19 protein-coding genes are annotated in these 15,239 nt (G+C 42.4%); 10 read left to right on the top strand and 9 right to left on the bottom strand.

Annotated features, from left to right (window positions below; all coding sequences use genetic code 11):
- Nucleotides 1-149: 149 nt before the first annotated feature.
- The 6 genes from B5D59_RS08505 to B5D59_RS08480 all read left to right on the top strand — a co-directional run bounded on the left by B5D59_RS08505 (nucleotide 150) and on the right by B5D59_RS08480 (nucleotide 4,983).
- Nucleotides 150-1,121: a c-type cytochrome gene (locus B5D59_RS08505; RefSeq protein ID WP_009766568.1), complete on the top strand. Its 972-nt coding sequence runs from the start codon at nucleotides 150-152 to the stop codon at nucleotides 1,119-1,121.
- A gap of 89 nt (nucleotides 1,122-1,210) precedes the next feature.
- Nucleotides 1,211-1,840, top strand: a complete 630-nt coding sequence (locus tag B5D59_RS08500) for an alpha/beta hydrolase (RefSeq protein ID WP_078817622.1) — start codon at nucleotides 1,211-1,213, stop codon at nucleotides 1,838-1,840.
- A gap of 11 nt (nucleotides 1,841-1,851) precedes the next feature.
- Nucleotides 1,852-2,739 (top strand): hypothetical protein, encoded by an 888-nt coding sequence (locus B5D59_RS08495; RefSeq protein WP_078817621.1) that lies wholly within the window; start codon nucleotides 1,852-1,854, stop codon nucleotides 2,737-2,739.
- Nucleotides 2,732-3,292 (top strand): hypothetical protein, encoded by a 561-nt coding sequence (locus B5D59_RS08490; protein ID WP_009766565.1) that lies wholly within the window; start codon nucleotides 2,732-2,734, stop codon nucleotides 3,290-3,292. The genes B5D59_RS08495 and B5D59_RS08490 overlap by 8 nt, the downstream gene beginning before the upstream one ends.
- Nucleotides 3,293-3,382: 90 nt before the next feature.
- Nucleotides 3,383-3,952 (top strand): sigma-70 family RNA polymerase sigma factor, encoded by a 570-nt coding sequence (locus tag B5D59_RS08485; RefSeq protein WP_078817620.1) that lies wholly within the window; start codon nucleotides 3,383-3,385, stop codon nucleotides 3,950-3,952.
- On the top strand, nucleotides 3,949-4,983 hold the full coding sequence (locus B5D59_RS08480; protein WP_009766563.1) for a DUF4179 domain-containing protein: 1,035 nt from the start codon (nucleotides 3,949-3,951) through the stop codon (nucleotides 4,981-4,983). Before B5D59_RS08485 ends, B5D59_RS08480 begins: the two co-directional genes overlap by 4 nt.
- Before the next feature lie 38 nt (nucleotides 4,984-5,021).
- On the opposite strand, the gene B5D59_RS08475 is transcribed toward B5D59_RS08480, so the two are convergent.
- The 3 genes from B5D59_RS08475 to B5D59_RS08465 form a co-directional block, all read right to left on the bottom strand.
- Nucleotides 5,022-5,933 (bottom strand): EamA family transporter, encoded by a 912-nt coding sequence (locus tag B5D59_RS08475; protein WP_009766562.1) that lies wholly within the window; start codon nucleotides 5,931-5,933, stop codon nucleotides 5,022-5,024.
- Nucleotides 5,934-6,093: 160 nt separating this feature from the next.
- The gene (locus B5D59_RS08470) at nucleotides 6,094-6,330 is read right to left on the bottom strand and encodes a hypothetical protein (protein ID WP_009766561.1); all 237 of its coding nucleotides are present in this window, start codon (nucleotides 6,328-6,330) and stop codon (nucleotides 6,094-6,096) included.
- 17 nt (nucleotides 6,331-6,347) lie between these two features.
- Entirely contained in the window at nucleotides 6,348-6,674 is a 327-nt protein-coding gene (locus B5D59_RS08465) for a DUF3243 domain-containing protein (protein ID WP_009766560.1), read from the bottom strand.
- Between the two features lie 136 nt (nucleotides 6,675-6,810).
- Here B5D59_RS08465 and B5D59_RS08460 point away from each other — a divergent pair, with 136 nt between their 5' ends.
- The gene (locus B5D59_RS08460; protein WP_078817618.1) at nucleotides 6,811-7,284 is read left to right on the top strand and encodes a YflT domain-containing protein; all 474 of its coding nucleotides are present in this window, start codon (nucleotides 6,811-6,813) and stop codon (nucleotides 7,282-7,284) included.
- A gap of 92 nt (nucleotides 7,285-7,376) precedes the next feature.
- On the opposite strand, the gene B5D59_RS08455 is transcribed toward B5D59_RS08460, so the two are convergent.
- From B5D59_RS08455 to B5D59_RS18545, 3 genes are all read right to left on the bottom strand, one after another.
- Nucleotides 7,377-7,589 (bottom strand): CsbD family protein, encoded by a 213-nt coding sequence (locus B5D59_RS08455; protein ID WP_078817617.1) that lies wholly within the window; start codon nucleotides 7,587-7,589, stop codon nucleotides 7,377-7,379.
- Nucleotides 7,590-7,653: 64 nt separating this feature from the next.
- On the bottom strand, nucleotides 7,654-8,469 hold the full coding sequence (locus B5D59_RS08450) for a flagellin N-terminal helical domain-containing protein (RefSeq protein ID WP_078817616.1): 816 nt from the start codon (nucleotides 8,467-8,469) through the stop codon (nucleotides 7,654-7,656).
- Nucleotides 8,470-8,657: 188 nt separating this feature from the next.
- Nucleotides 8,658-8,780, bottom strand: a complete 123-nt coding sequence (locus B5D59_RS18545; protein WP_281250657.1) for a hypothetical protein — start codon at nucleotides 8,778-8,780, stop codon at nucleotides 8,658-8,660.
- 165 nt (nucleotides 8,781-8,945) lie between these two features.
- On the opposite strand from B5D59_RS18545, the gene B5D59_RS08445 reads away from it, so the two are divergent.
- On the top strand, nucleotides 8,946-10,145 hold the full coding sequence (locus tag B5D59_RS08445; protein ID WP_245799488.1) for an MFS transporter: 1,200 nt from the start codon (nucleotides 8,946-8,948) through the stop codon (nucleotides 10,143-10,145).
- Between the two features lie 53 nt (nucleotides 10,146-10,198).
- On the opposite strand, the gene B5D59_RS08440 is transcribed toward B5D59_RS08445, so the two are convergent.
- A complete protein-coding gene (locus tag B5D59_RS08440; protein ID WP_009766553.1) occupies nucleotides 10,199-11,848 on the bottom strand; it encodes an SLC13 family permease in 1,650 nt (549 codons plus the stop codon).
- A gap of 253 nt (nucleotides 11,849-12,101) precedes the next feature.
- Between B5D59_RS08440 and B5D59_RS08435 the strand changes: the two genes are divergently transcribed.
- Together B5D59_RS08435 and B5D59_RS08430 are read left to right on the top strand one after the other, a co-directional pair.
- The gene (locus B5D59_RS08435) at nucleotides 12,102-13,187 is read left to right on the top strand and encodes an AI-2E family transporter (RefSeq protein WP_078817614.1); all 1,086 of its coding nucleotides are present in this window, start codon (nucleotides 12,102-12,104) and stop codon (nucleotides 13,185-13,187) included.
- 128 nt (nucleotides 13,188-13,315) lie between these two features.
- A complete protein-coding gene (locus B5D59_RS08430) occupies nucleotides 13,316-13,594 on the top strand; it encodes a hypothetical protein (protein ID WP_245799487.1) in 279 nt (92 codons plus the stop codon).
- Nucleotides 13,595-13,638: 44 nt separating this feature from the next.
- On the opposite strand, the gene B5D59_RS08425 is transcribed toward B5D59_RS08430, so the two are convergent.
- The gene (locus tag B5D59_RS08425; RefSeq protein WP_078817612.1) at nucleotides 13,639-14,346 is read right to left on the bottom strand and encodes a hypothetical protein; all 708 of its coding nucleotides are present in this window, start codon (nucleotides 14,344-14,346) and stop codon (nucleotides 13,639-13,641) included.
- A gap of 102 nt (nucleotides 14,347-14,448) precedes the next feature.
- Nucleotides 14,449-15,204, bottom strand: a complete 756-nt coding sequence (locus B5D59_RS08420) for an IclR family transcriptional regulator (protein ID WP_078817611.1) — start codon at nucleotides 15,202-15,204, stop codon at nucleotides 14,449-14,451.
- Between the last annotated feature and the right edge of the window lie 35 nt (nucleotides 15,205-15,239).

The following is a 15,239-nucleotide window of genomic DNA, read 5'->3' as shown; positions in this document are numbered from 1 at the left end:
CGCGACCTGATATAAAAAGAATGTAGAATCTGTTCCATTTTTTGTCGAATTTCAGTTAGATAACGTATAGATCTATATTTCCATTTATGGTAAATTAGAAGTGTAGTATACTGATAATATAGAAAATATGGGTACAAGGAGGGGTTCACATGAAACGAACAACAACGCTCACCTTAGGTTTTATTGTCGTAGTTTGTCTGGTCGTTATTGCTCTTATGGCCAATCAACTCCGAAGCAACAAGGATCAAGCGGCAGAATCTCCTGAAACAGAAGCTCCAACTGAAAAAGTGGCTGGTATTCAGCACAATCCGCCTTCAATGGAAGATGTACCAGACGGACCAGAAGGGGAGGCAATTAAACGTGGTCACCTGTTATTCGATGATACATCCAATGTATTACGTTCAGAGGCCGCTTCCGTAGAAGATGGAATTGCACGTGTTAATGAATTATCCTGTACTAGCTGTCATGCCGGTGCGGGAACAGATGAAGGAGTTTCTTCCATGGTTGGTATGTCCGCAGTTTATCCAATGTATATTGGCAGATCTGGACAGATGGTCACATTGGAAGAACGAATTAACGGCTGTATGGTAAGAAGTATGGATGGACAAAAATTTGCGGCGGATGATGAAGATTTAGACGCGATGGTTGCATACTTAACGTATATTTCTGAAGGTATTCCGGTAGGAGCCGAGTTAGAGTGGCGCCACCAAAACACAATTGATGATTTGCCGACTCCGGACGTGGACAACGGTGAGAAATTGTACCAGCAATCATGTATTGCGTGTCACGGAGAATCGGGAGAAGGAACAGGTTCGAATACAGGACCGAAATTATGGGGTGACGGTTCATTTAACGACGGAGCAGGGATTGCCCGTATGACGAAAATGGCAGGTTATGTTCAGAAAAACATGCCAGTGGGTCAAGAAAATACATTATCTGATCAGGAAGCTAGCGATTTAGCAGCATACATTTTGTCACAGGATCGTCCCGAGTGGGGAAATCATGACAAAGATTGGCCGGATGGCGGGCGTCCCAATGATATCATGACAAAAGAACGCCGAGACCAAGTGAAAGATGGAACGATCAACTGGGATGAAGTGTTAGCGAAACCTGAAAAGTAATCGAGTGAAGACGTCTGCTGCTTACCGTGGCAGGCGTTTTTTTGTATGGTAAACTATAGAAACAAAGAAGAGAAAAGGGGAGAAGGAATATGCAATCACCATTTACGTTTACGCATACAGCACCAGCAACGGATATAGGGAAACAACCAGCAATATTTTTACTTCACGGCATGGGAAGTCATGAAGGAGATTTGCTGCAACTCGTCGGTGAATTTAAGGAAAGCCATCATATCTTCAGCTTGCGCGGACCAATCGTGCATGCTCCGGGATATGCATTCTTTACAATTGAAGAAGAAGGCAAACCGGATCGCGAAGTGTTTGATAAAGTATTAGTTTACATTCAATCGTTTATTCGCGAGGCGATTACGGAGTTCGATTTGGATCCTGAACATCTGACAGTTGTAGGATTCAGTCAAGGAGCAGTGCTTTCGCAGGCGCTTGGTTTGACCATGGTACCTACTCTTAAAGGAGTGGCCGCATTAAGCGGTTACGTACCAGATTTCGTCAAGAATGAATATGCGAAGCAGCCGGTTGAAAGTCTACAAATCTTCATTTCACACGGTGATTATGACTATGTTATCCCATCCCAATGGGGAGCGGAAAGCAAGGAGTATTTTGAGTCATTAGGGGCAACTGTGACGTTCAAGACGTATAGCGACGGTCATGGTGTGGTACCGGAGAATCAACGTGATTTGGTGACGTTTTTGAAAACGTTGTAAGGAGTGAGTGGATGAAGATTAGACCATTCTGGGTCATTCTAGTGCTCACAGGAATATTGTGGGTTGCCAACCTTGCTTATGCACAGTCTCAAAAGCTCGATCAGCCAATCTTTGTCGATCATTATGTAGATATGTGGTGGGAAGAGTCTCCTTTTTTGCAGTTTTATTATCTGGCAAATAAAGAAGATCGTTCAATTGTACAATCTGTAGAACTTGGGGATTGGCTGGGCAGTCCTGAATGGGGAATAGACAGCGAAATTGCGGAAGTGGATCAATTTGGCCGCTATTCCCTGCGTAGAGTGACGGTTCAATTCAATCATTTACCGGAAATTCAAGAGCAGCAAATATTCCATGAGGTGACTGTCCATTTTTCAGAAAGCCCTTCAACAGTAGCGCAGATCGGGAGAATTGTAGTGCATCCTCCTTCGGATGGGACGTCACCGTTTAATGATAACACTCATTCGAGCGGAGATTATGACAAATCCCAGTTGATACCTGGAGAAGTAGTGACAGTTGAATCAATACATACTTCATTTGATGATCTGCTTCAAAATCAATTTTTTATGAAGGCTTATTCACCGAAACTTAGGTTGTTGTCAAAACCGCTTGCGGATGGAATGAGGGATTTCAAAGAGAAATACTGGCAGGAAGCTCCAGGCGTTGATGTGCGAACTGTAGAGTTTCCGTTTGAACTCCAACAAGGAGAGCCGTTGATTGTATCCAGTACTGCCGATCTCAAATTCAGAGCCGTAATGGATATCGATATTGAGATAATAGGAGAGACAGCGACAAAGGAGCCTTTTAAGGAGAAAGTCGGCTATATCTCGTATCCGCAGTTTACGAAACAAGAGATTCAGCAACTGATCGAGAAGAGAACGAAGGCGGTGCCGAATGAATAAAGCACTGCGCCTGATATTCTGGGGCTATCTGTTCATCTTTTTCCGCATCCAGATCGGCATCGATTTGCTGGCCGATCCAATTGGCTACTACCTCATTTATTCGGGTGGCCGGCTGATGACGAAACATTTTCATGTAGCAAAGAAGGTGGAAATTGTTGCCTTTATAGGGATGCTGATCTCCTTGCCGGGTGTCTTTGTGAATTTATCTGAAGCGATTGATGTAGGATGGATGTCTTACACTCAAGGTCTGTTCGTCTGGAAAGTGATTGTGGTCTATTATTTACTCGGTACATGGAAGTCGGCGATTCAAGGGCAAGGGTATACACTGTTGCGTGATCGGTTGAAACAGGTCTACCTATTGTATATGGGTGTTCATTTTGCCATGATGCTGTATATGGCGTTTTCCTTCAATATAGGCGGCGGTTCCTGGTCATCTGTATTTTTAACTATTAGTTTTTCCGTCATTGCGATGGATATTGCGCTGCTCGTGTTGATTGCAGCATTACGTAAAGTGGATTGGAAAGATCCTATGGAAATTAAGTCCTCACGATAGAATGTGAGGACTTTTTTTGTTAGGCGTGAGAATAATAGACGAGCTCATTCGTTGTAGTAAATAAGAACAGATAATCAAGGAGACGTGCAGATGAAATCTACAGAGAAAAATTTTATCAGGCGGTTGAAACGGAAGAAAGAAGACGCCATTGAGTATGTGGTAGATACCTATTTGCCCATCGTTAAAGCAGTAGTGTATAAAGTGCTTGGTCCGCTGCAAACAGATGCAGATATCGATGAGTGCATCAGTGATGTATTTCTGTCGGTATGGGAGAATGGCGATCAGTTTGAAGGAGGGCCTGCAGATTTCAAGAAGTGGATTTGCATGGTGGCGAAGTATAAAGCGATTGATCAGTATCGTCGGGTGGGGAAAAAAAGAAATCGAGAACAGGGGATGGATAATATGCCATTCGTCAGTGAAACCAATATCACCGGTATTGTCCTCGCGAAAGAAGAGCAGGAAGAGCTGTTGGTCGCGATGAGCAAGCTGAATGAAATGGATCGGGATATTTTCACAATGAAGTATTTCCTCGATATGTCGAATGGCGAGATTGCAGAATCTCTTTGTGTGACGAAGGCAGCTGTTGACAATCGACTGTATCGGGGAAAGAAACAACTTTCGGTTCTGATAAAAGGTGAATGGGAGGAAGAGTACATATGAAAACAATTTATAAGCGACTGAACGAATTGAATGTAGACGAGGAAATGGAGCCGATAGAAATTTCGGATGACGAAAAAGAGGCGATGAAGCAGCTTGTGAGAAAGAAAATCCATCGAAAGAGACGGATCCCGAAACTCTGGCGCAATGTGGCGGCAGCGGCTGTTATAACAATGGCTTCCATTACGACGATTGGAATTGGATTCCCGACGCTTGCCAGTCAGATTCCAATTGTGAATAATATTTTTAGTTATTTCAATGACGAAGAGGATGGATTTTATACTGAATATGAAGAGTTTGCGACTGGCATTGGTCAAGTTCAGACGAGTAATGGCATAACGATGGCAGTGGACCATGCTGTTTATGACGGGAAGACAATAACACTTACGTATTCAGTAGAAACCGAAAAGGAATTAGGGAAGAATACAGGAGTGAATGCACCTGTAGAGGTGAAATATGAAACAGGTGCTACCGGGACTTCCTCTTCATTAAAAAAAATAGGCGATACCCAATATGTCGGAATGATTACATCAACCCCATTCTTTGATTCCAAACAAGACGTTGTCACGGTCAAATGGCGACCAAGAAGTATCGTAAACGAAGAGACAATGAAAGAAATAAAAGGCGAATGGAATTTTGATTTCATATTGAGGGAAGTGAAAGGAGAAGTCCAGTCAGTCGCAGATTCGACTTCTAAAGATGGAATTAAAGTGACAATAAATGAAATCCGTTCGACAGATATTTCCACTGTTATTGAATACAGCCAAAAAGTCGATCGCTCTGTAAGTGAGATGTGGGAATGGGTCACTGCAGAATTATTTGTTATGGATAATTTAGGGAACGAGTATAAAGTGAATGGCAATGGCGGTCATAGTGAAAACGAGCAGGACTTCTATTGGAGTGCTACGATGGGGAAAATTAATGAGCAAGCGACATCCCTGTTTTTCACGCCTGAAGTGATTTTGAGCGAAGGAAGCGGGCAAGGTCATGAAACATTGACGTTAGATCCGATTGAAGTGAAATTGGAGAAATAAAAGAGAGATATGTCCGCGTTCGCGGACATGTCTCTCTTTTATTGCAGATGTTTTAACTGCTGTCTTCTATGCAATGAAAAACGCTGCAGCATCGCGGGTAAGGTCATCCCGAACAGCACGAGCAAAATTCCGAGAAATTGCAGTAGGGTCAGTCGTTCACCAAGCAATAACATGGAGGCGATAATTGCAACTGGCAACTCCATGGCACTCAAAATAGAGGACATGCCAGCGCCGACTTTTGGAACACCAATGGAAAATAAAAAAATCGGAAGAACAATGCCGAAAACGCCCAAAATAGCTCCATACAGCCAAAGACCTTCACTCAATTTTCCATTCCAAATGATTTCAGGAGACTGGAAGAACGTAATTGCAATGGCAGCGTAAAATGACATGAGAAACAATCGTGTTACGACGCCCATTCCAGGTACCGGCTTTTGATTGGCCGTAACGAATGCAGCAAAACTAAATGCTGCAGCCAGTCCCCACGCCCAGCCTTGCCATGGAATTCCACTGACATCTACATCAATAAGCCCGGCTGCTAAAATCGTACCTCCAAATAAAAATATCAGCGATACTACTTCTGTTTTCTTAGGAAGTCGTCTAGCTGCTACGCACTCGTATAACATTCCAATCCACGTGAATTGAAACAGCAGCACGACTGCCAATGAAGCAGGCATATACTCGACAGATTTCCCATACACTGTTCCTGTTATAGCTGTGAATAATCCTGCAATCAAGACAGGAAAACTGCCTCGAAGCTTTGGCATACTTCGTTTAGCGAATAAAAAAATAATAAGAGCTAATAGAAATCCCGTATAGTATTGTGCCGTCACAGCTTCCGAAGCTGTAAAGCCATCGTGGATTGCCAGTTTGATAATTGTCGACAAAATGCCGTAGCAACTTGCACCAATAACGATGAATAGCGGATACATCCATGGTTTCATATGCATTTAACCTCCGTTCCTATCGAACATTAGTATATCATGGAAACTTTAAATCGGATTATAGAAATCGAGCGTACATTTCCCGGGAAATATCGACAATTTGGGTGAGTAAATGAGGAAAAGCTACACAGTGTGAGGGTTCACTGTGCAGCTTTTGATTGGGAAATTACATTGGAGCGCCGTAATCGGAGGAACGGCTTCCGCCACTATAGCGGGGGGAGTGGTTTATTTTTTCTTTCATCTGAGCTTTCCGCTGATCAGGCAAAGAAATTGAATCGACTGTTTGCATATCTTCATGCAAATCGAACAGACTAACTGTATTGGTATTTAAATTTTCAGGATGTGTTTGAATTAATCGATAGACGTCTGGATTTTTTGGAGCAGGATTTTCTTGAACACCCATTGCTTATCGCTCTCCTTTTATGCTTGACGAACCATCTTCAGCAACATATGTGCTAAAGAATGTTGTTCTTCTTTGGAGCCTGAATCCCATAATTCCTGTAATAAATATTGCTCTCGGTTTCGAGGTTCTTCATGACGTGATAAGTAGTTCGCAATAAATTCGGTCGTTTTTGCGAGTTGTTCATCATTCAAGCCTAAGTTTTCGCCTTTTTCTACTTTTTCTGCCAAAAACCCTTTGAAATGGTTGAAGTTTTGAAGGATTTGTTCCTTCTTATCTTCCTTCATATTCGAAATTTCGGACTCCACTTTGTTTTTCATTTCCACTGTTTCAACACTCCTTTCCATTTGATACAAGTAGCGTGTGTAAGAGACGAAAAACTATACGTGGCGGATTGGTGAATGCCATCCAGCTCAATTAAGGTGTAAAAGAAGTAGGCAATGGGTAGAAGTAAAATATAATGTACGTAAAGGAGGTGCGAGAATGGCGAGTAAACAATATGCAGGTACATTCCATTCGGTAGATAATGTTCTTTACAAAATAACAGAACTTGAGGCGCAAGGGTACAAGAAGCGTCAGATGTGTGCCGTATCCAACGTCCGGGACGATCTGAAAATATTGGAAGATGATTCTGAAATAGAATTGGTTGGAATTGAGGAAGGTTCGCTTTGGGATCATACGCGGAAATTGTTCAATAGCAAGGATGAAATGTTGACCATTTTTATTAAAATGGGATTCTCGAAGCAAGAAGCCAAGACCTTTTACAGTGATCTGAAGGAAGGTGGAATTGCATTATTTGTGGATAAATTGACTGATAAAGAAAGAGCGGATTCCATTGATCCACATGACAGTTCGTCCCAACAAACAATTAGTGGTGAGAGTTTGGAAGGTGAACCCGATCAAGAGCTGGTTAATCCAATCCCCAATAGTCCCCGAATCAATACTGATCAGTTATAGAAAAGTAGGATCTTCCATTGCCGTGGGGATCCTTTCTTTTTTAAACGTAAAAAAACCTGCTGTTAGACAGCAGGCTCCTACTAATTTGAGTTTTATAAACGATCACGGCGCGCTTCTGAATCACTGAAGTGTTCTTTTGCTTCACCGATTTTCTGTTGGGCTTCACCTTTTGCTTTGTCTACTTTACCTTCTACCTTCATTTTCGTGTCATTCATAACATCGCCGGCAACGTCTTTCATGCTGCCTTTAATTTTATTTCCGGCACCTTTTAATTTATCTTCTATGCCATGATCTTTGTTCTCCATGAAATCTCCTCCGTTTCTGTAGTTGGTATATAAATACCCGTTTTGAAAAAGAGAAAACATCTACTTATTGTCGTAGAAGCTGCAATACAGATTGTGCTTGCTGCATATGAAGTGATAGTACGTATTGTCCTGCCTGCAATAAAATATTTGCTTTTGTTAAAGCCATCATTTCTTTTGCGATATCCGCGTCCCGAATTCGTGACTCGGCGGCAGTTAAGTTTTCTTCCATAGTCTGGGCATTGCTGTAGGCGTGTTCCAAACGATTTATATAAGCTCCCATACGCGAACGCTCAGAAGATACTTTAGAAATGGCTCCGTCCAATAAGCCCAGTGCTTTATCTGCATCCTCACGTGTTTCAATCGAAGCGCCATCAATACCTAAACTCGTAGCCCCCATGTCTCCAATTGAGAAATCAATGGACTGGCCTGCATTCGGTCCTACTTGTGTCTTAAATGAATCTCTGGAACCGTCAAGCAAAGGCATTGTGTTAAATTCGGTGTCTTTTGAAATGCGCTGGACCTCTTTTTTCAACTCTTCGAATTCCAAGGCCAATTGTTTTCGATCATTATCCGTCAATGTGTCACTAGCTGCTTGGACACTCAATTCCCGCATTCTTTGCAGTATATCATGCGTTTCGTTCAATGAACCTTCGGCAGTCTGGAACATCGAAATGGAATCTTGAATATTTCGCTGCGCCATTTGAAGACCGCGGATCTGACCACGCATTCTCTCGGAAATCGCCAATCCTGCTGGATCATCCGCTGCTCGGTTGATTCGCATTCCAGACGATAAACGCTCCATCGATCGCATTGCTTGTTGGTTATGGATATTCATATTGTGCAAGATATTCAAACCTAATGCATTCCACTGACCTAGCATGTCATTGCCTCCCCTGGTAATATTCTGTATCTTTATTATCGGCTAGTGGTAAAAATACTGAATAGTCGTATAGCAAGTATAAAAGGGGACACTTTAATACCCAAGAAACTCTATAAAATATTAGCCCGAAAAAAAACCGGAGACCTCTAGAGGTTTCCGGTTTTGGTGTGTCCAACAAATGTCTGGCATTACTGAGAATCTTTCATTCCTGCAAAGTTGTTGAATTGCTCCATGAGTTTTTCTCGTGACTGCTTGTTCCGCATTAGAAAAAGAGCGCCAAGTCCTAAAGCTGTCATCGCCATTTTATTCATTCGTCTTCCACCTCCAATAGGTAAGGTGGCATTCTTTGAGAAAATTATACGTATTTCCACTAAAACACATTTTGATATTCAGCCTAATTTTCAGAAGCACATGTTAAATGCTCTTTATAATGCTATAATTTTATTATTCGAAATTTAATGACGGGAAGTGGCATCATGAGTTTACCTACTAAATCTACGATTCGAGAAGCTCGTTTTTGGCGAATTATTATCGGGCTTGGTATAGCTTCGGTGTTTATTTTCGCTGCCATGTATGCCATGCAGCCGCTTCTTCCTATTTTAACTAAACAATTCGGCGTATCCGTAGCTACGGCAAGTTTAACCATGTCCATCAATACAATCGGCTTGATAATCGGACTTATAATTCTAGGATTCTATTCGGATCGGCTAGGGAGATCAGTTTTTGTTAAGACGTCGATCTTGCTGACAGCTCTTTTATTTATTCCAATGTTTTTAACTCATTCGTTTGCAGTAATTTTGGCGTTGCGTTTCCTTCAGGGTTTTGTAATGGCTGGCGTATTGGCAGCCGCGCTAGCCTATATCAATGAAGAGATTCATGGGCGTGTAGTCAGCATGGCGACCGCTCTCTACATATCATTCAACAGCACTGGCGGGATGTTCGGCCGCTTCGTGACAGGATATATAGCAGAGCGCTGGTCATGGGAATTGTCCTTGCAATTATTAGGGATAATTGGTGTGGTGGTCTTTTTCATGTTGCTATTTGTACTGCCGAAGTCAACTAATTTTCAGCCGAGTACTGAGACAATACGAAAGGATATGGAGGGATTTGGTTTTCATTTGAAAAATCCTGCATTATTGATCGTATTTGGGCTTGGCATCGTCTTGCAGCTATGTTTTACAGGGATGTGGACGTTTCTTCCCTTCCATTTGACGGCTTCACCGTTTTTATTAACGCTGGATGAAATCTCTTATATTTATTTTGCTTATGCTTTCGGAATTATTGGTGCACCTTTAGCTGGGGTACTGGCAGCGAAGTATGGGTTAAGAAAGGTGCGGCTGATCGCAATTGTTTTGCTAATGGCAGGTTGTCTGATTACCATCCCGATGAAGCTTCCTTTGATTGTGATTGGTTATTGCGTCATCTGTCTAGGGTTTTTCTCTGCGCATTCCTTGACTGCAGCTTCTGTTAGTAAAGAAGTGACACATCATAAAGGGAGCGCGTCCAGTCTTTATCTGGTTTCCTATTATGTTGGCATGGCGGCAGGAAGTACGCTAACTAGTCCGCTTTGGGAGGTGGCTGGTTGGACAGGGCTTACTTTGTTCTCAGCGAGTGTGCCTATTGTGTATGTATTGTTAATTCGGCTGCGTCAACGGAAGTTAGGCGTGGCGCATTGAAAAATGTAGAAAAACAGGTTCCGGAGAAGTCTCCAGTACCTGTTTTTTATATGTTAACCTTTAAAAACTTCGGGTATCGTATTCAAGTCGATTCCCCATAATAGTGGAAGTAGGAAGTAAATACAGAGTGTCACAAGTACAATGCCTAGTAAATTGAGCACAAAACCTGCTTTGGCCATATCGGGTATCCGTAAATAGCCAGAACCGAAGACAACAGCATTTGGCGGGGTGGCAACAGGCAGCATGAAAGCACAAGATGCTGCTACACCCGCTGCGATCATTAGAGCGTATGGGTGGAAGCCTAATGCCAATGCCAATGAAGCCATGATTGGGTACATCATTGAAGCGGTGGCAGTGTTCGATGTGATTTCTGTCAAGAAGATGACAAGCCCCGTGACAATGAGAATGATGACGATCAATGGGACTCCCTTCAGCCCAATCAACTGGGTTCCGATCCATTCGGACAGACCGCTGCTTACGAAACCGGCTGCAATTGCCAGCCCGCCTCCGAATAAAAGCAAAATGCCCCACGGAAGTTTGACAGCTGTATTCCAATCCAAAAGATGATCTCCTTTTTTATTGAAAGAAGGAATGATAAACAGAATCATCGCAAAGACTATTGCGATCAGGCCATCACTTAGCCCATCTATAAATTTAGATAATAGGAAAGAGCGAGTAATCCACGAAAATGCTGCTAGGACGAAGACAATAAATACTAGAATCTCTTCAATAGAAGGACGACCTAACCTTTTCTTTTCCTGGTCAATTACTTCACGACCGCCTGGCAATGTCTTCACAGGAGATTTGTAGACAATCTTTACTAAGTACCACCATGTCAGAAAAATGAAGACCCATGCAAATGGCACGCCAAATAGCATCCACTTTCCAAATGATAGCTCAATTCCGTAAATTTTATTTATAGCTCCGGCTAATAACGTGTTCGGCGGTGTCCCGATTAGTGTTGCAATACCGCCCAATGAAGCGGAGTATGCAATCCCAAGCATCAGTGCTTTACCGAATCCAAAGTTTTCTTTGGACGTGTCGATAGACGGATTATCTTTTAACGCAACCGTGACTTGTGTGATGATGGCAAGTCCAATCGGAACCATCATCATAGCGGTAGCCGTATTGGATATCCACATGGAGAGAAAACCAGTGGCTACCATGAAACCTAAAACAATTCGGTCCATATTCGTTCCGATGGCAGAAATTATAGTTAGGGCAATCCGCCGATGCAAATTCCATTTTTCAAGTGCAAGTGCGATCATAAAACCGCCCATGAATAAGAAGATGGTTTCATCACCGTAAGACGAAGCAGCCTCTTTCATTTCGAGCCCGCCTGTCAGAGGAAACAGTACGAGCGGCAACAGGGAAGCCACCGGAATCGGTATTGCTTCAGTAATCCACCAAACTGCAATCCAAACTGTGCTAGCTAGGATGGCGACGCCTGCACTTGATAAATCGGCAGGTTTAAAGAAGAGCAAGATCAAACAAAATAATAATGGGCCAAGGATGAGGCCGAACAGTTGTGTAGCGGAATAGCTGCGCGAATCTCTGCCGCCGCCCTCATTTTTGACGCCGATGGGTTTTCCACCGCCACCGCCTTTTACCATCTCTGAAGAATCTGGTGCCGTAAAAAAGCGGAATACGTCTTTGACTTGATCATGTAATGACCAAAGACGATTCCAAGTCTGTTGTAACATAAGATCCCTTCTTTTCTAAGTTGTATACCTTGGTAAAGTGACATTCTTTCCAAGACAAACCTATTTTACCGATGATAGGCTGAAGGAACAAGAGGGATTTTGATTCTTTCATATTTTAAAATAATTTAAGTTGGTATTTAACGAAAGATTTACTAGCCTCTGCCTAACTAATTACGAGATAAATTTCGACAGGAGCAACTCAACCACGTATACTAAAAATAACTGTATAATTGAATTAAAAAGAGGTGAGGATTTGACGAAAAAAGTATGGTTTCAGTTAGGTGTTGGCATTCTACTAGTACTTCTGATCACCAAATATTTTTTAGAAGTGAATTATATTTTTAGGCCAGTTGGTATCATCTTGCAGACCATCATGCTGCCGCTGATTTTTGGTGGCCTGCTGTATTACATGACCGAACCGATTCAACGTTTGCTTGAAAAACGCGGATTGCCTAGATGGGGCAGTATTATATCGGTGATCCTTGTTCTCGTGGCTGCTATTTGGATTTTAGTTGCGCTCATCGGACCGATTGTGACCAAACAGGTAAACAATCTAGTGGACAATGGACCCGCCCTTACTCGGCAGTTAGATCAATTGAAGAATGAAGTGATCAATCAAAAGGATAACTTTCCGTTACCGGATGAGCTACAGGACACGCTAAATTCAGCAGTGAACTCAATCCAGTCTTTTGCAGTGAAATTTGGTAAGTGGTTTGTTCTATTCATCCAGTCTTTCGTGCAGGCAGTCGCCTTACTGCTGCTTGTTCCGTTCTTCTTTTTCTTCATGCTGAAAGATCACGAAAAGTTTGCGCCGCGGGTCTATAATCTGTTTTCCGGCCAGCGTCGCGAATGGGTGAAAAAGACACTGGGGGATATTGACAATGTACTGCGTTCTTACATACAGGGACAATTGTTAATCAGTGCGATTCTCGCAACGATCATATTAATTGGTTATATGATTATTGGGTTGGAATATGCGTTGCTATTAGCCATCCTCGCTCTTTTCATGAACTTAATCCCGTTCATCGGTCCGTGGATTGCTGTCGCACCCGCTTTATTGATCGCTTATTTACAGGAGCCGAAACTTGTCATTTGGGTGGCATTAGTGACATTAATCGCTCAACAGACAGATAGTAATCTCATCACGCCGAATGTTATGGGGAAATCGCTTGATATTCATCCGCTCACCGTTATTACGGTTTTATTGGTGGCGGGAAGTCTCGCTGGTTTCCTTGGAATCTTGGTAGCGGTTCCTGCTTATGCAGTCGGAAAAGTGATTGTACAAAATATTTATGAACGGCGAAAAGAAATTCGCCGAGCGGCTACTAAGGAAGTGTAGTTGCGGAGCCTCCTGGTCTTATGGCTGGGAGGTTTTTTTATTGGGTTTGAGTGGCAAATTGTGTGACGAAAAAAATGGATAAACGGAGTCTTTTCGCACATTCTAATTAAAAAGAAAGGATGAATGCCATGTTAACAGAGTTCCCTGTAATTCATACGAATATATGGGACGCGGTTTGGGCAGTACCTGTCGTTTTGGTAGTCGTCCTCTTGGCTACGTGGATATTTCGTTTGCCTCCCAGCTGGTTGTCGACTTTGGCTACCACATTAGCATTGGGCTTGTCCGTGTTTATCAGTCATCCGGGTAATTTATCAGCTGGGATTTTCATGGGATTTTTCTATAGTGGAGCTGCGATGGGTACCATTTATTCTGTGAAGCAGTCCTTTCGTGCATATCGACAGAATTGAAAAACAGGCTGCCGCATAGGTGCGAGAGCCTGTTTTTGTTCGACTTATTTTAGTGGGCAGAATCCGCATTGCATCAAACCGGGGACATCTTTTGAAAAACAGCAAGTCTTGCGCACGGTTGTGTTCAATAAAACGGACGGTTCGTAGCCGTTCAAATAGCTGGCGAATCTGGAATGAGTGGAAATACCTGTCCATAGTGAGTCATCTTTTAGTGTCTCTACATCTTCTCGTGCTTCGATTTGTGTGGAAGGATCTGAAAGCAGGACATGGTATTGCCATAACCAAAATCCGAAAATATTTTCCCATGACGTCAATGGTGAAATTGGGACAGCTGTCCGAAGAGATAGGATAATTGCATGCGCCATTTCCAAAATGCTTCTAATTCTCGTTTGTCGATCTTCTTCCTCTACCGTCTGCCAATCGGATGCATCTATGAATATACTGATGGTTCGATTGCCGAACTCTACCACTGCACCAAAGCGTAAATTATCTGGTGGTCCTTTCCACATCTCATCGTAGGCAGCTAAGTTGTACAACTGCATAGCAAAAAACATTCCGATCCTACGCATGAAAAATGAAGCTGCAATGACGTCATTTGGACTTTGGCTCACCGTCTTCATCACTTGAATTAAATCCGAAGCCTTCGAAGGATCCTGTAGATCAGTCAAGGTGAATACCGGATGCTCAGGCTCGTTTACATAGATGCTATAACTATTCAATTCTTTGATTTGGTTTGCTGTAAGAGTATTCATACATTTAGTATAAGCAAATGATTTTGTAGAGGCAACTTGTTGGTGTTCTATTCACAGTAAAAAAGACAGAGTACCAGCAGGGGAGTGCTGATACTCTGTCTTTTAGAGAGTCAAATTATATTTTTTCATATTCCATTGCACTGTATCCCTTGTTTGTTGAAGTAAAGGTATAAATTCGGATTGCTGTGTTTTATTAATACGATAGGAAGGACCCGCTACGGTAAGAGAACCAAGAATATCACCATCAATGATCAAGGGAACAGCCATTGCGACAACGTCAGGGGTGTACTCGTTATGGCTAATTGCATATCCATTTTTTCGTATCTGTTGAAGATCTCTTCGTAAATCATCTGGATTGGTCATGGTATTTTCTGTGTACTTGATCAATTCACCTTGAAGTATATCTTCAATTTTATTTTCTGGAAGATGTGCAAGAATGGAGCGATACGAGGCACCAACATATAGGGGAGCCCGACTTCCAGCAGTGACAGGGAATTTCACTTTATTTTCAGGTTCGATGACTGTCAACATTAACGTTTCATTTCCATCTAAGACCGTAAAAAATACAGATTCGCCTGTCTGATCACATAACTTTTGTAAATGTGGATTGATCATCTCTTGGACATTCAAATTTTCATAGAAAATGGTGCCCAATTCCCAAACAGCGGAACCAAGTTTATACTGTTTGGTGATTGGGTCTTTAGACACGAATCCATTTCTCTCTAGAGTCTCTAATATTCGATAGACATTGGTATGGTTAAGTCCCATTTCAGCCGCCAATTCTCTACCGCCCCAGACGGTCTTTTCACGCGTAAACATCTTCAGAATGGCTAACGCCGAGTTGACTGTTTTAAGCATAGTTGACTCCTTTTGATATATTATTAACTATTTTC

The sequence above is a fragment of the Sporosarcina newyorkensis genome, from assembly GCF_900167515.1.
Taxonomy (GTDB): domain Bacteria; phylum Bacillota; class Bacilli; order Bacillales_A; family Planococcaceae; genus Sporosarcina; species Sporosarcina newyorkensis.
This window is presented reverse-complemented; position numbering and strand designations above follow the sequence as displayed.

What these genes read in the sequence shown, in the direction of transcription:
- B5D59_RS08505 (WP_009766568.1), top strand. Translation starts at nt 150, where the DNA reads ATGAAACGAACAACAACGCTCACCTTAGGTTTTATTGTCGTAGTTTGT.
- B5D59_RS08500 (WP_078817622.1), top strand. Translation starts at nt 1,211, where the DNA reads ATGCAATCACCATTTACGTTTACGCATACAGCACCAGCAACGGATATA.
- B5D59_RS08495 (WP_078817621.1), top strand. Translation starts at nt 1,852, where the DNA reads ATGAAGATTAGACCATTCTGGGTCATTCTAGTGCTCACAGGAATATTG.
- B5D59_RS08490 (WP_009766565.1), top strand. Translation starts at nt 2,732, where the DNA reads ATGAATAAAGCACTGCGCCTGATATTCTGGGGCTATCTGTTCATCTTT.
- B5D59_RS08485 (WP_078817620.1), top strand. Translation starts at nt 3,383, where the DNA reads ATGAAATCTACAGAGAAAAATTTTATCAGGCGGTTGAAACGGAAGAAA.
- B5D59_RS08480 (WP_009766563.1), top strand. Translation starts at nt 3,949, where the DNA reads ATGAAAACAATTTATAAGCGACTGAACGAATTGAATGTAGACGAGGAA.
- B5D59_RS08475 (WP_009766562.1), bottom strand. Translation starts at nt 5,933, where the DNA reads ATGCATATGAAACCATGGATGTATCCGCTATTCATCGTTATTGGTGCA.
- B5D59_RS08470 (WP_009766561.1), bottom strand. Translation starts at nt 6,330, where the DNA reads ATGGGTGTTCAAGAAAATCCTGCTCCAAAAAATCCAGACGTCTATCGA.
- B5D59_RS08465 (WP_009766560.1), bottom strand. Translation starts at nt 6,674, where the DNA reads ATGGAAAGGAGTGTTGAAACAGTGGAAATGAAAAACAAAGTGGAGTCC.
- B5D59_RS08460 (WP_078817618.1), top strand. Translation starts at nt 6,811, where the DNA reads ATGGCGAGTAAACAATATGCAGGTACATTCCATTCGGTAGATAATGTT.
- B5D59_RS08455 (WP_078817617.1), bottom strand. Translation starts at nt 7,589, where the DNA reads ATGGAGAACAAAGATCATGGCATAGAAGATAAATTAAAAGGTGCCGGA.
- B5D59_RS08450 (WP_078817616.1), bottom strand. Translation starts at nt 8,469, where the DNA reads ATGCTAGGTCAGTGGAATGCATTAGGTTTGAATATCTTGCACAATATG.
- B5D59_RS18545 (WP_281250657.1), bottom strand. Translation starts at nt 8,780, where the DNA reads ATGAATAAAATGGCGATGACAGCTTTAGGACTTGGCGCTCTTTTTCTA.
- B5D59_RS08445 (WP_245799488.1), top strand. Translation starts at nt 8,946, where the DNA reads ATGAGTTTACCTACTAAATCTACGATTCGAGAAGCTCGTTTTTGGCGA.
- B5D59_RS08440 (WP_009766553.1), bottom strand. Translation starts at nt 11,848, where the DNA reads ATGTTACAACAGACTTGGAATCGTCTTTGGTCATTACATGATCAAGTC.
- B5D59_RS08430 (WP_245799487.1), top strand. Translation starts at nt 13,316, where the DNA reads ATGTTAACAGAGTTCCCTGTAATTCATACGAATATATGGGACGCGGTT.
- B5D59_RS08425 (WP_078817612.1), bottom strand. Translation starts at nt 14,346, where the DNA reads ATGAATACTCTTACAGCAAACCAAATCAAAGAATTGAATAGTTATAGC.
- B5D59_RS08420 (WP_078817611.1), bottom strand. Translation starts at nt 15,204, where the DNA reads ATGCTTAAAACAGTCAACTCGGCGTTAGCCATTCTGAAGATGTTTACG.